This is a genomic window from Flavobacterium sp. B330r (genome assembly GCF_056824325.1).
The window spans coordinates 1,857,445-1,871,188 of record NZ_CP124860.1; the positions used below are offsets into that span (position 1 = coordinate 1,857,445).

The 13,744-nt window shown below is 31.4% G+C and carries 16 protein-coding genes; 11 read left to right on the top strand and 5 right to left on the bottom strand.

What is annotated here, in order from left to right:
* Positions 1–20: 20 nt before the first annotated feature.
* Positions 21–251: a DUF6341 family protein gene (locus tag QLQ95_RS08430; RefSeq protein ID WP_041519835.1), complete on the bottom strand. Its 231-nt coding sequence runs from the start codon at positions 249–251 to the stop codon at positions 21–23.
* Positions 252–392: 141 nt separating this feature from the next.
* On the opposite strand from QLQ95_RS08430, the gene QLQ95_RS08435 reads away from it, so the two are divergent.
* A complete protein-coding gene (locus QLQ95_RS08435) occupies positions 393–1,322 on the top strand; it encodes a DUF6427 family protein (protein ID WP_428237553.1) in 930 nt (309 codons plus the stop codon).
* On the opposite strand, the gene upp is transcribed toward QLQ95_RS08435, so the two are convergent.
* A complete protein-coding gene (gene upp, locus QLQ95_RS08440) occupies positions 1,317–1,970 on the bottom strand; it encodes a uracil phosphoribosyltransferase (protein ID WP_428237552.1) in 654 nt (217 codons plus the stop codon). The genes QLQ95_RS08435 and upp overlap by 6 nt on opposite strands.
* A gap of 110 nt (positions 1,971–2,080) precedes the next feature.
* On the opposite strand from upp, the gene QLQ95_RS08445 reads away from it, so the two are divergent.
* The gene (locus tag QLQ95_RS08445; protein WP_250834620.1) at positions 2,081–2,686 is read left to right on the top strand and encodes a DUF4254 domain-containing protein; all 606 of its coding nucleotides are present in this window, start codon (positions 2,081–2,083) and stop codon (positions 2,684–2,686) included.
* Between the two features lie 43 nt (positions 2,687–2,729).
* Positions 2,730–3,740, top strand: a complete 1,011-nt coding sequence (locus QLQ95_RS08450) for a glycosyltransferase family 9 protein (RefSeq protein WP_428237551.1) — start codon at positions 2,730–2,732, stop codon at positions 3,738–3,740.
* Between the two features lie 200 nt (positions 3,741–3,940).
* Here the strand turns inward: QLQ95_RS08450 and QLQ95_RS08455 are convergent, their stop codons facing one another.
* The 3 genes from QLQ95_RS08455 to QLQ95_RS08465 all read right to left on the bottom strand — a co-directional run bounded on the left by QLQ95_RS08455 (position 3,941) and on the right by QLQ95_RS08465 (position 6,038).
* Complete coding sequence (locus QLQ95_RS08455; protein WP_482503400.1) at positions 3,941–4,375, bottom strand: hypothetical protein; 435 nt, start codon at positions 4,373–4,375, stop codon at positions 3,941–3,943.
* A 130-nt stretch (positions 4,376–4,505) separates the two neighbouring features.
* A complete protein-coding gene (locus tag QLQ95_RS08460; RefSeq protein WP_482503402.1) occupies positions 4,506–4,823 on the bottom strand; it encodes a hypothetical protein in 318 nt (105 codons plus the stop codon).
* 162 nt (positions 4,824–4,985) lie between these two features.
* Positions 4,986–6,038, bottom strand: a complete 1,053-nt coding sequence (locus QLQ95_RS08465; RefSeq protein WP_482503403.1) for a 2Fe-2S iron-sulfur cluster-binding protein — start codon at positions 6,036–6,038, stop codon at positions 4,986–4,988.
* Between the two features lie 128 nt (positions 6,039–6,166).
* On the opposite strand from QLQ95_RS08465, the gene QLQ95_RS08470 reads away from it, so the two are divergent.
* The 8 genes from QLQ95_RS08470 (at position 6,167) to atpE (ending at position 13,702) form a co-directional block, all read left to right on the top strand.
* Positions 6,167–7,627 carry a DUF5687 family protein gene (locus QLQ95_RS08470; protein ID WP_482503405.1) on the top strand — a complete coding sequence of 487 codons (1,461 nt, stop codon included), beginning with the start codon at positions 6,167–6,169 and terminating at the stop codon, positions 7,625–7,627.
* Between the two features lie 81 nt (positions 7,628–7,708).
* The gene (locus QLQ95_RS08475; RefSeq protein WP_095930598.1) at positions 7,709–8,404 is read left to right on the top strand and encodes an ABC transporter ATP-binding protein; all 696 of its coding nucleotides are present in this window, start codon (positions 7,709–7,711) and stop codon (positions 8,402–8,404) included.
* A 141-nt stretch (positions 8,405–8,545) separates the two neighbouring features.
* Positions 8,546–11,107, top strand: a complete 2,562-nt coding sequence (gene porW / locus QLQ95_RS08480; RefSeq protein WP_482504057.1) for a type IX secretion system periplasmic lipoprotein PorW/SprE — start codon at positions 8,546–8,548, stop codon at positions 11,105–11,107.
* 12 nt (positions 11,108–11,119) lie between these two features.
* The gene (locus QLQ95_RS08485) at positions 11,120–11,518 is read left to right on the top strand and encodes a bactofilin family protein (protein WP_095930600.1); all 399 of its coding nucleotides are present in this window, start codon (positions 11,120–11,122) and stop codon (positions 11,516–11,518) included.
* Positions 11,499–11,726: an AtpZ/AtpI family protein gene (locus QLQ95_RS08490; RefSeq protein ID WP_095930601.1), complete on the top strand. Its 228-nt coding sequence runs from the start codon at positions 11,499–11,501 to the stop codon at positions 11,724–11,726. The genes QLQ95_RS08485 and QLQ95_RS08490 overlap by 20 nt, the downstream gene beginning before the upstream one ends.
* 58 nt (positions 11,727–11,784) lie before the next feature.
* Positions 11,785–12,177, top strand: a complete 393-nt coding sequence (locus QLQ95_RS08495) for a hypothetical protein (protein WP_482503408.1) — start codon at positions 11,785–11,787, stop codon at positions 12,175–12,177.
* A gap of 118 nt (positions 12,178–12,295) precedes the next feature.
* Positions 12,296–13,471 (top strand): F0F1 ATP synthase subunit A, encoded by a 1,176-nt coding sequence (gene atpB, locus QLQ95_RS08500; protein WP_095930603.1) that lies wholly within the window; start codon positions 12,296–12,298, stop codon positions 13,469–13,471.
* Between the two features lie 33 nt (positions 13,472–13,504).
* A complete protein-coding gene (gene atpE, locus QLQ95_RS08505; protein WP_008465835.1) occupies positions 13,505–13,702 on the top strand; it encodes an ATP synthase F0 subunit C in 198 nt (65 codons plus the stop codon).
* Positions 13,703–13,744: the final 42 nt, after the last annotated feature.

A 13,744-nucleotide genomic window follows, 5' to 3' on the forward strand; every position in this document is an offset into this window, starting at 1 on the left:
TAATTAAAGGGTTTGGTTTTTTATTTTAAAAATGAATGAGCCGTTGTATCTTGGTTTTCTGTTCCAGCGTCATCAAAAATACGTAATTGTTTAATCCAATAAACGATTGCGCATGCACAGATGATCATAAAAATCCAGTTAATAGTGTTTGCACCAAACCACGTAATTAATTCTAAATGACGTAAAAAGTCAAGAGGAGCAAACAAAATGTTAACAAATAGGTATTGAATTCCTTCAAAAAAAGCTGTCATAATTTTAAAAATTATATGTTATTTATTGTTGTGTAATGCCTTGAAGATAAAATTCGGTAAACCAAATCTTTTTTCAACTTGTTAGGTTTTTCCTTTTAAACAAGTATTATCTTTACAATCACAAAAGTATAAAATATCCTTATGATAACAAGTGTTTTTAAAAAATCTACACCATTAAATTATTCATTGGTTGTAATTTTAATACTGGTTTTCTTTTTTATGTTCCAAATTAAAGACCCATCTTGGGTTACTTCTTATTTTTTGGCTTTTCAAAAAGTGAGTTTGTTATGCTTTATTTTGGCTTCTTTTTTTATGATTAATTTTATCGTAAAAAAGAACGGGCTTAGTAAAGACAACGGTTACGCGATACTTTTCTACTTGTTGTTTATTTTATTTTTTCCAACGATCTTTAATGATTCAAATGTTGTCTATGCCAATTTTTTCATTTTATTGGCGCTTCGAAGATTAGTTTCGTTGCAATCTCTAAAAGCATCAAAAGAAAAAATATTTGATGCTGCATTTTGGATTTTTGTAGCTTCTTTATTTCAATTTTGGAGTATTCTCTTTATAATATTGGTTTATATCTCTATTATTTTTCACGTTTCAAGAGATTATAGAAACTGGGTTTTACCTTTTATAGCACTTTTGGCCGTAATAATTTTATTCTACATGACATCATTAATTTTAAATATCGATGCTGTAACGTTCGTTCAAGAAAGAGCTGTAGTCGATTTTAGAATAGATTATTTTAAGAATAATTATGAAAACGCGGCACTTTCTATATACACAGCTGTAGCGCTATTTTTTGTTACTTCCATGTTAATGACACTATCAAACAGACCACAAATTGTACATTCTTCATACAAGAAAGTTGTCGCTTGTTTTTTTATAGCAGTCTTTGTTTACATTATTTCGCCAAATAAAAGTAACGATTTATTATTGTTCAGTATTGCGCCATTAACAATAATGGCAGCAAGTCATGTCGAATATGTGCAGCAGAAACTTAACAACGAAATTGTATATTATACCTTGATTGTATGTAGTTTATTTACTTTTTTCTCTCAGTTATAATTTGCTTCCGTAAGCAAGATCGCCAGCGTCGCCAAGTCCTGGAACAATATAGTTTTTTTCGTTTAGTTTTTCGTCTAGAGAAGCAACCCATAAGTGGCAGTTTTCTGGAAGATTTTTTTCGAGGTAAGCAATTCCTTCTGGAGCAGCAATAACAACAACAATATGTATTTCTGTTGGAGTTGCATTTTCTACTAATTTTTTATGAACAGCGACAATTGATTGTCCAGTTGCCAGCATTGGGTCAAGAAGCAGAACGGTCTTATTATTTAAATCTGAAATGGCTTGATATTCAACTCGAATTTCAAATTCGTCATCATTATTTGGATGATATCTACAGGCAGAAACAAAACTATTTTCGGCATGATCAAAATAATTTAAGAACCCATTGTGAAGAGGCAATCCAGCTCTTAAAATTGGACATAATACCAAATCGGCATCAATTTCTGTAGTGTTCTTAATTCCTAGAGGCGTCTGAATTTCAACTTTTTTATAAGGCAAAATTTTGCTTAATTCATAAGCCATAATTTCTCCAATGCGTTCAATATTTCTACGAAAACGCATACTGTCGTTTTGAACATTTACATTTCGAATCTGACCTAAAAAATGATTTAATACGCTGTTGTTATCAGAGATATAATGGATTTTCATATTATTTTTTTAGAAGATCAATTGATTATTAAGAATAATTGAAAAATTAATGTTTTTTTTCAAAGTATAAAAGTATAAAAAGTATCTTTGTTTTATAAAAAAATAAAAACATGTTTTCAAAATTAGCATATTCTGTTTTCGAGCAAAGCATCAAAGATTATCACCAGTTTGATAATGTAGATCAGCCGATCAATAATCCTTATCCAAAAGATAAGTTCGAGCATTTGTTATATCTAAAAAACTGGATTGATACCGTTCAATGGCATTTTGAAGATATTATTCGTGATCCGCAAATTGATCCAGTTGCGGCATTAACTTTAAAAAGAAGAATTGATGCATCAAATCAGGAACGTACTGATATGGTGGAATATATAGATAGCTACTTTTTACAAAAGTATAGCGATGTAAAAGTAAAAGACGGAGCGAAAATCAATTCTGAAAGTCCAGCTTGGGCTTTTGACAGATTGTCTATTCTAGCTTTAAAAATTTATCACATGAACGAAGAAGCTAATCGTGCTGAAGCTTCTCAGGAACACAGAGATAAATGTCAGGAAAAATTAAATATTCTTTTAGAACAAAGAACAGATTTATCTACAGCAATTGAAGAATTATTGACAGATATCGAAAACGGAGATAAATTCATGAAAGTGTACAAACAAATGAAAATGTACAACGACGATGATTTGAACCCAGTTTTATATCAAAATAAAAAATAATAATTTGGCAGACTTGTCTAGCAAAATTAAGCATATAGCCGTCATGAGACTATCCGCAATGGGAGATGTCGCCATGACGGTTCCTGTTTTACGAGCTTTTGTAAAACAATATCCAACGGTAAAACTAACCGTTATTTCTCGCCCATTTTTTAAACCTTTTTTTGACGGAATTCCTAATCTTGAGTTTTTTGCTTTTGATGAAAAAGAAAGACACAAAGGATTTCCTGGACTTTTACGTTTATTTAAAGATGTAAAAAAACTGAAAATTGATGCTTTTGCAGATCTTCATAACGTTTTGAGATCTAAGATTGTGAGTTTGCTTTTCGCTTTAAGCGGAAAAAAAAGAGCAACCGTTGATAAAGGAAGAGAAGGAAAAAAAGAACTAACGCGTGATGAAAATAAGATTTTCAGACAATTACCAACCATGTTTGAAAGACATGCAAAAGTGTTTGAAGAGTTAGGTTTTCCTTTAGATTTATCGAAACCACAATTTCCTGAAAAAGCAGTTTTAAGTTCTGATGTTTTAGATATTATCGGAAATGAAAATCAAAAGCTTATTGGAATTGCGCCTTTTGCACAATATGATTCTAAAGTTTATCCTTTGGACTTAATGAAAGAGGTAATTGAAAAATTGGCTGAAAATAAAAATCAGACGATTTTGCTTTTTGGTGGAGGAAAAAAAGAAATCGAAATTTTAGATTCTCTTGCTCAACCATTTGAAAATGTAATTAATATGGCTGGAAAAATTAAATTTCAGCAAGAATTACAATTGATCAGTAATCTCGATGTAATGCTTTCTATGGATTCTGGAAATGCTCATATTGCAGCAATGTTGGGCGTAAAGGTCATTACGCTTTGGGGAGCGACACATCCGTACGCAGGATTTTTGCCTTTCAATCAAAGTTTAGAAAATGCACTGACTTCAGACCGAAATCAATATCCAAAATTGCCAACTTCAGTTTATGGCAATAAAATTGTTGAAGGATATGAGGATGCTATGAGGACAATTTTACCGCAACAGGTTGTTGACAAAGTTATAGAACAGCTCTCATAAGAGATTTAAACTAAGCTAAAAGGATAGCTATTTTTTAAGCTTCGGAGAAGCGAAATATTTATAGCAAAGCATAACGTCTACAATATTAAAGCTCCAGAGGAGCGACATATTTTTTATAATATAGTCGCTTCTTTGGAGCTTTTTTCATTTGTTTCTATAAATGTTTTTCCCGGTTGGAGTATTGCTGGTAAAAATAATATTTAAGCAATATTTTTGTTTAAATCGTATCTCTCATCAGAATCGATAAAAGAATATCCGATGGTTTTTTTTCTTTTTTTGTTTACTATAATGGTGACAAAGTTATTTTTGTCTTCAGTTGACAATAGGATATGTTCGAATTTATTAGATGAATCTCTGTAAATTTTATAAATTAAGTCGTGATCTTTAATTTTCTTAGATAAAATTTTAGCCGATTTAAGTCTACTTACATAAGGCCAGATATTAAAAATATTCGAATCTGTCTTTTTTACTTCTAGCATTTTTTCGGTCAAAGTTGAATTGTATTTTTCTCTTTCGAGCAACTTCGGACCTTTTTTGTTTTTCATTTTTATAATAACTGCCAGAACGCATAGTGAAGCAGTTACAACCAGCATAATAAATAGGTATAAATGAAAGTGTTGAACGTGAGCTGTCATGATATTTAATGTTTAAATGTTTGACAAATTAGATTTAGCTCTACAAATTCTCAAACAATGAGATTGAGATTACCATAATTACACCTCTAATTTAATGAAAATTTGGCAATATTTTAATGAAATTTTGCTTTTATTTCAATTTAGAGCCAAATCTTCTCGTCATGGCACCAACGATAATATAGCTTTTTAGATTTGCAATGGTTTCCTGATAATTTGGTGCGTCATAACCGTAGCGTTCATGTTCCATTTGTTCTCTTTCTATGGCATCACATCCTTTTATAACTTCTTTTATCACGTCAAGTAAAGCAAGTTCTTTATTGTCGGTTTTTTGAAATTTAAATTCAACAATTTCATCCTGAAGTTCTTCACAGTAATCAACCAGCTTCATAACTTCTGGCTCTTCCAAAAGATATTCTTTATTCCTAAAAATTTCTCGTACAGATTTCATATTCAATTAAATTTCAATTTTTAAATGCCAAATTCCAAGCCAGATCTTTGGCAAAGTTTTAAAGTTTGGCAAAGATTAGAAATAACGCAATTAAACAAAAAAAATTCCAAACCCCAATGGTAAAGTTGGAATTTGGAATTTTTGATATTGGAATTTTACAGACTAAACGTCGTCGTAATCAACATAAATGGTCTCTGATGTTGGATGTGCCTGACAAGTTAAAATTAAACCTTCGGCAATTTCACCGTCTGTTAAAATAGAATTTTTAGTCATTTCTGCGCTTCCTTTTGTAACACGGCCTAAACAGCTGCTGCAAATTCCGCCTTGACAAGAATAAGGAGCGTCAACACCTTGTTTTAGAGCTGCATCAAGAATAGTTTGTTTTTTAGACATTTCAAAAGTAGTTTCTTCATCGTCTACTAAAACAGTAATTTTTGTATGCCCTTCTTGAGAACCCTGAATTTCATGTTCTTCAGAAGAAGACGTGAACAACTCAAATTTAATAGCAGATTCTTTTACATTTTTCTCTTTCAAAACATTAGAAACGGTGTTAATCATTTCTTCTGGTCCGCAAAGGAAAAACTTATCAAATTGAAGTTCCTTGTGTTTGTTGTTTAAAACAAAATTCACAGCCGATTTTTCAATTCTTCCAAATAAAGCATTTTCAGCTTTTGCTTGGCTGTACACATAATGCACAAAAAATCTGCCTACATATTGTAATTGCAAATCGTGAAGCTCTTGATGAAAGATAGTGCTTTCAGGAGTTTTATTTCCGTAAACCAATACAAATGAGCTTTTTGGTTCATTTTTTAAAACCGATTTTATGATAGAAAGAACTGGAGTAATTCCGCTTCCTGCAACAAAAGCCGCATAGTTTTTTTGCCTTTCAGCATCTGGTTCAAAAGTAAATTTACCTTCTGGCTGGCCTACTTCAAGAACATCTCCTGCTTTTAAGGTTGTATTGGCAAACTGAGAAAAAAGACCATTTTTTACTGCTTTTACAGCAATTCTTAATTCGCCGCTGTCTGGTGCAGAGCAAATAGAATACGCACGTCTAATTTCTTGGTTATCAAGAGTTAATTTTAAATTTATATATTGACCTGCTGTAAATTTATAGTCAGATTTTAGTTCTTCAGGAACATTAAAAAGAATCGAAACAGCATCTGCAGTTTCGCGTTTAACCTCTTTAATTATAAGTTTTAAGAATGAAGGCATGATAGAATTTTTATGCAAAAGTAGCAAACCACTATTAAAATTTTAGCACGAAATTATTTTTTTTAACTTTTTTTGTAACGTTTTCCTACATTTGGTCTCTTACTACAAAAATATTAAAACCATAAACCATGATTAAGAAGTTTATTTATCTCGAATGGAAGGCCTTTATTCGGTCTGCATCTTTCGGTAAAAATCTAACAATGAAAATAATAATAGGTTTTTTGATGATCTATTTTTCATTAATTTTTATTGCTATGGGAGTGGGGGCATTTTATATGCTTAAGGAAATGAATTTGGAACCTCTGGCAACTTTAAACAAATTTCTAATTTATTATTTTCTAGGCGATTTAGTAATTCGATTGTTATTACAGTCAATTCCTGTATTGAACATCAAACCTTTGCTAGCTCTTCCTTTAAAGAAAACAACCATTGTTCATTTTTCTTTAGGCAAAACCATTTTATCTTTTTTTAACTGGATACACGCTTTATTTTTTATTCCATTTACAGTTGTCCTAATTTTAAACGGATATGATGTTGTCCAAATTATTTTTTGGCATTTGGGAGTAATATCTATTATTTATATTAACAATTTTCTGAATATTATTTTAAGCAATATTGATAGATTATTTGCTCTTTTTCTACTGCTAATTGTAGTTCTAGGAGGTTCGCAGTATTATCAATTGTTTGATATTACGGAGTTTACAACTCCATTTTTTCAAAACTTTTATGAAATAGATGGATTGTTCTTGATTCCGATTCTAGTATTAATTGCGTTGCATTATTTTACATTTAAATACTTCGAAAAGAATTTATATCTCGATGCAGGACTTTCTTTAAAACATGATGTTGCCTCTACAGAAAATCTTTCTTGGCTAAATCAGTTTGGTACTTTGGGGACTTTCCTTAAAAATGACATTAGACTCATCAAAAGAAATAAAAGATCAAAAACTACTATAGTAATGAGTGTGATCTTTTTATTCTACGGATTGATTTTTTTCGGAAATACACATCAACCGCCTGCTATGCAAATTTTTGCTGGAATATTCGTTTCAGGAGGATTTCTATTTGTCTTCGGACAGTTTGTACCGAGCTGGGATAGTTCATATTATCAATTAATGATGACACAGAATATTCCGTATAGAGGTTATATTACCGCAAAATGGTGGCTAATTGTAATTGCTACTTTTATTTCTACAATTCTAGCATCTTTTTATCTTTTTTACGGATGGGAAGTTTATCTAACTATTGTAGTTGGTGCAATTTACAATATTGGAGTAAATTCTCATTTGGTACTTTTGGGAGGTGCTTTTACTAAAACACCAATTGATTTAAGCAGTGCTGGTGGTGCCTTTGGAGATAAAAAAGCGTTTAATATAAATTCGATGCTTCTGTCTTTGCCAAAAATATTCCTTCCTTTATTATTGTATTGGCTTGGACTTCGTTTTGCAGATAAAACTGTAGCATTAAGCTTGGTTGCAGGAGCAGGAATTTTGGGTTTTATCTTTAAAGAAAAAGTATTTTCATCAATAGAAAAGAGGTACAAAAAAGAAAAGTATAGTACAATAAGTGCTTATAAACAAAAGGGTTAATTAGATAAATTGTCAATTTGAAAATGAGATAATTATCTCCATTTTATATCTAAAATCTGAAATCAACAATCTAAAATTATTATGATACAAGTAAATCAGCTTTCAAAAACATATAACGGAACAACAGTTTTAAATATTAATAATCTAGAAATTCCAAAAGGACAAAGTTTTGGCTTGGTGGGAAATAACGGAGCAGGAAAAACAACTTTTTTCAGTTTGCTTCTTGATCTAATCCAGCCTTCAACAGGATATATAAAAAGTAATGATATTCAGGTAAATACAAGCGAAAATTGGAAATCTTTTACCGGATCTTTTTTAGATGAGAATTTCCTTATCGGATATTTAACTCCGGAAGAATACTTTTATTTTATTGGTGATTTACGCAATCAGAATAAGGCAGATATTGATGCATTGCTAGCAAAACACGAAGAGTTTTTTAATGGAGAAATTTTGAACAACAAAAAATACCTTCGCGATTTATCTAAAGGAAACCAGAAAAAAGCGGGTATTATTGCCACACTTATTGGTAATCCTGAAGTTGTAATTTTAGATGAGCCTTTTGCAAATTTAGATCCTACAACAGTGAGCCGATTAAAAAAAATTATCAAAGAATTAGCCGACGATCCAAATGTAACTGTTTTGGTTTCAAGCCATGATTTACAGCATACTGTAGAAGTTTGCAATCGTATTGTGGCGCTTAATAAGGGCGAAATTGTTAAAGATATTCAGACCTCAGAAGAAACCTTACAAGAACTAGAATTATTTTTTGCGGTGTAAGAATTTCTATATTTCAAAAAGAAGCGTATTTTTACAAATGAATATACTAAAACCAATTTTTAGTAGTTATCTGTTTTAAACTCTTTTCTATTGAAAAAGAATACTCTTAAATATAGTTTTACTTTCGTTTTTTTATTCTTTTTGATAGCTTGTTCTACCAAAAAAAATACCTTTTTGGCTCGAAGTTCTCACTCGATCGGGACAAAATACAACATTCTTTACAATGGAGGAATTGGTTTAGACAAAGGTTTAAAGTCCATTCAGGCCAATAACGAAGATAATTTCTGGAAACAACTGCCAATTGAAAAAATGCAGTTTGATGAAAATTTTTCTGAAGGAGAAAAAGCTAAAAACCCTGATTTTGAAAAAGCAGAAACCAAAGCTACAAAAGCCATTCAAAAACACTCCATGAATATTGGAGGAAGAGAAAGAAACTGGCAGATTGACGAAGCGTATTTGATGCTTGGAAAAGCAAGATATTACGATCAGCGTTTTATTCCAGCAATTGAGGCCTTCAACTATATTTTATACAAGTATCCAGAAAGCAATAATATTTATACGGCAAAAATCTGGCGTGAAAAAACCAATATGCGTTTAGGTAATGACGCGATTGCTCTTAAGAATATTAAAATTTTACTTAAAAAAACAGATTTAGATAAGCAAACTTATGCAGATGCCAACGCACTTTTGGCAGAAGCCTTTCTAAATCTGGAACAAAAAGACAGTGCTGTTTCTAGACTTAGAGTTGCAGAACAATTTACTCGAAATAATGAAGAACGCGCAAGATATCGTTTTATACTTGGCCAAATGTATCAGGCGGAAGGAAAACGTGACAGCGCCATTTATTTTTATGATGCGGTTATTGATTTAAACAGAAAAGCAGATCGTAAATATATGATGCACGCATACGCGAAAAAAGCACAGATGTTTGATTATGGAAAAGATAATGATACGATTTTCTTAAAAACATTTAATAAATTGGTGACTGATCGTGAAAATCGTCCTTATTATGATGTTCTTTTTTATGAAATGGGAGTTTATTATGATAAAAAGAAAGATCAAGAAAACGCATTAACATTTTACAATAAGTCTTTAGGAAGAAAATCTAAAGATCCGTATTTAATGGCTTCTGCTTATAGAAACATTGGAAACATGTATTTTAAAAATACAGATTATTCGATGGCGGCAAAGTATTATGATAGTACTTTGGTTAAACTGGATCCTAAAACAAGAGAATTTGCATTTATAGAAAAAAACAGAAAAAATCTGGATGACGTAATTAAGTACGAAGCTATTGCAAAACGCAATGACAGTATTATTAAAGTATATAATCTGCCACCAAACGATAAGAAAGCTTATTTCGAAAATTATATTGCAGAACTTAAAAAGAAGGACGAAGCAAAAAAACTTTTAGAAGAAAAGGAAAAAGAACGATTAGCTAATATTGATCGAAATTCTCAAGCAGATTTTTCAGGAAATGGAGCTGTTAATCCTAATTCTTTAGGTAAACCAGTAGAACCAGAAGGAGTTGGAATGCCTCCTGGAGGAAATGATAATGCCAGTTCATTCTATTTTTATAATCCAACAACAGTTGCTTACGGAAAACTACAGTTTAAAAAAATGTGGGGTAGTAGAACTATGGGCGGAAACTGGCGATTGTCAGGTATAAAAGGCGCAAATAGCGATGCTATGAATGATACGATTTCTACTAAAGAAGTTGCCAATGTGCTCAATGACACAATTGTACCAGAAAAATATACTGTAGCCTATTATGTAAAACAGCTTCCAAGTTCTCAAACTGCAATGGATAGTATTGGCAAAGAGCGTAATTTTTCATACTATCAATTAGGACTTATATATAAGGAGAAGTTTAAAGAATATAATTTGGCTAGCGACAAACTAGAACAGCTGCTTCAGAACAATCCTGAAGAAAAACTGGTATTGCCATCAATGTATAATTTGTACAAAATTTATCAAATTACAAATCCGGCAAAAGCCGAAGCTATAAAAGCCGAGATTTCATCTAAATATCCAGATTCGAGATATGCTCACATTTTAAACAATAAAGAAGACGATCCAAATTCTAGTCCAGACAAAGAATATCAAAAATGGTATAAACTTTTTGAAGAAGAACATTTTGATGAAGTCTTGGCGAATATTGATAATCTAATTAATCAATATTCTGGAGATGATATTGTTTCAAAATACGAATTGCTAAAAGCCAATACTTCAGGAAAAGTATATGGTTTAGAAGCCTATAAAAAAGGACTTGAGAACGTTGCAGATAATTACCCAAATAGTGAAGAAGGTAAAAATGCAAGAGAGATCTTAGAAAAACAAGTTCCTGTTTTGGAGAAACTTAACTTTACAACAACAGATACTAAAAATTGGAAAATAGTATATCGTGTTGCAAACAACGATACAAAAGCGGTTAAAAGAATAGAAGAAGCAATTAGAGTGTTTTTATTAGTTGAAAACTACGAAAGATTGACAACATCTCTAGATAAATACAATAAAACAGAAAGTTTTGTAGTTATTCATGGTTTAAAATCTGAAGCTTATGCAAATGATATTGCTGGAGTTTTCAGAGAAGATAAGAAATATAAAATCCCAGATCAAGCAATAATTATATCAAATGATAATTACAAAATTGTTCAGATTAAAAAAAATCTAGACGCATACCTTACCCCGAAAACCCCTTAAATCTTAACCGCCATGTTTGAAAAAGTAAAAAAAAACGGAACTGAACAATTAGGAAAAACTAATAGAATTGTTGAAGGAACATCAATAATAGGAGATATAGTCTCTCAAGCCGACTTTAGATTAGACGGTGAATTGATAGGAAATTTTACTTCGCAGGGCAAAATTGTGATAGGAGCAAAAGGAGTTGTAAAAGGAGAAATTATCTGTAACAATGCAGACATCGAAGGAGAATTTCATGGAAAGATAAAAGTTCTTGAAACCCTTAATATTAAATCGACTGCTCAAATTCATGGAGAAGTAGCAGTAGGAAAACTTTCAATAGAACCAGGAGCTGACTTTACAGCAACCTGCACTATGCTTGCGCATTCAAATACAGTAATAATGCTAGAAGATGGAAAAGGAGCCGAATAATAATAGGAGAAATAAATGGTTGGCATTTATTAATATTCCCTTTCAAATGGGAGTAATCATTTTCGTATTCTCTTATTTCGGAACCTGGCTCGACGAGAAACATCCAAGCCCAAAAGTATATTATAACACCATTTTTGTATTAGCCGGTGTTGGAGTTGCATTGTACAATGTAATCCGACAAGTAAACGATATCAATAAAACAAAGTAGTTTGTAAATAAAAATGGCTTGAGATAAAAGTTGCATCTTTGCACAAAAATTATTTTAAATGCTTTCAAAAAATTACAAACCAGTTTTTTATTTGTTATGTCTTGCTTTAGGAACTTACAGTATTCATAAAGCCGTTTTTTTATTTAGTGAAATTAGTACGGAGAAGTTTCATTACAGTTTAGAATTACTGTATTTTTCTTTCTTCGCAATTTCGTCTTTATTATACCTTATATTATTAATAGTAAAAAAGAAGAATTTTGAAATTGTCGGAATGGCGTTTTTATTTGGAACTTTTACACAAATGTTATTAGCCTATTTATTTCTTCAGCCGATCTTAAAAAATAAAACTGGAGAAAGCAATGTTGAAAAAGTCAGTTTTTTTATAACATTTGTGCTGTTTTTGTTATTTCAGACGCTTTTAACTGTCCGATTATTAAATGAAAAGCGTTAAAATAACAATTCTTTAAAACAAGGTTTAAAAATAATTTTTCATATCCTTTTGAATATTAATAAAAAATGTACCTTTGCACCAAATTTTAGAAACGTAAAAAAATAAGATTTTCCACGATATGGTGATTTCAAACAAACCACTCAGCTTTATTCTTGCAGCTTTTGTAGCTTCTCTACCTATTATGGGTTTTGCAAATCAAGAGAATGATTCGACGCATGTTCAAACTGAAACAGCTCACGAAGAGAAAGTAGTTTCACATACTGCTCACGAAGAAGGGGAGCATGTTGCTCTTGATCCAAAAGCTAAAGTAGATGCTTTTATTGATCACCACTTACAAGATTCTCATGACTTTGTTTTCTTTTCAGATGAAAAAGAAAATAAACACTACGGTTTTCCATTACCAGTTATTTTAATTGATGGTGGTTTAAAAGTTTTCTCTTCTTCAAAATTACACCACGGAGAAGAAGTTGCAGAAGTTGACGGTAGCTACTACAAATTAGTTCACGGTAAAATCTACAAAACAGATGCTGCCGGAACAATCAACTTTGATGAGCACGGTCATCCATCAAATGAAAAACCATTAGATTTTTCAATTACTAAAAATGTTGTTTCAATGCTTTTCGTATCAGTACTATTATTAGTAATGTTTACTGGTTTAGCAAGATCATATAAAAAAGGACCAATCCCAACAGGATTTGGTAGAGTTTTAGAACCATTAGTAATTTTCATCAGAGATGAAATTGCTGTTCCAAATATTGGAGAGAAAAAATACCGTAAATACATGGGTTACTTATTAACTGTATTTTTCTTTGTTTGGATCTTGAACTTATTAGGAATGACTCCGCTAGGAATCAACGTTACAGGAAATATTGCTATTACAGTTTGTTTAGCAGCCTTTACATTTATCATTACTCAATTTAGTGCAAACAAAGATTATTGGGGACACATCTTCTGGATGCCAGGAGTACCAGTTCCAATGAAAATTATCTTAGCTCCAATTGAGGTTTTAGGAACATTAACAAAACCATTCGCATTATTAATTCGTTTGTACGCAAACATTACTGCAGGTCACGTAGTAATTATGAGTTTGATCGCAATGATTTTTGTTGGAAAAAATTTAGCAGCAGATTTGCCAATCTCATTAGGATTGACATTATTTATCTCTGTTATTGAAATTTTAGTTGCATTTTTACAGGCATTCATCTTTACAATGTTATCATCATTGTTTATTGGTATGGCAGTTCAAGATCATGATCATGCTCACCACCATGAAGACGAAACAGCAATTATTTAATTTAGAAGTTTAATTTTATATATATAAATAGTTATGGGAACAATTCCAACTTTAGTAGGTGCTGGTTTAGTAGTAATCGGTGCAGGTTTAGGTTTAGGTAAAATCGGTGGATCTGCTATGGACGCTATTGCTCGTCAGCCAGAAGCTGCTGGTAAAATTCAAACTGCGATGATTATTATCGCGGCTTTATTAGAAGGTTTAGCATTCGCTGCTTTGATCTTAGGAAAATAATAAAGAGAGAAATAACAGCATCTTTAACGGTTGGTTAAAGAT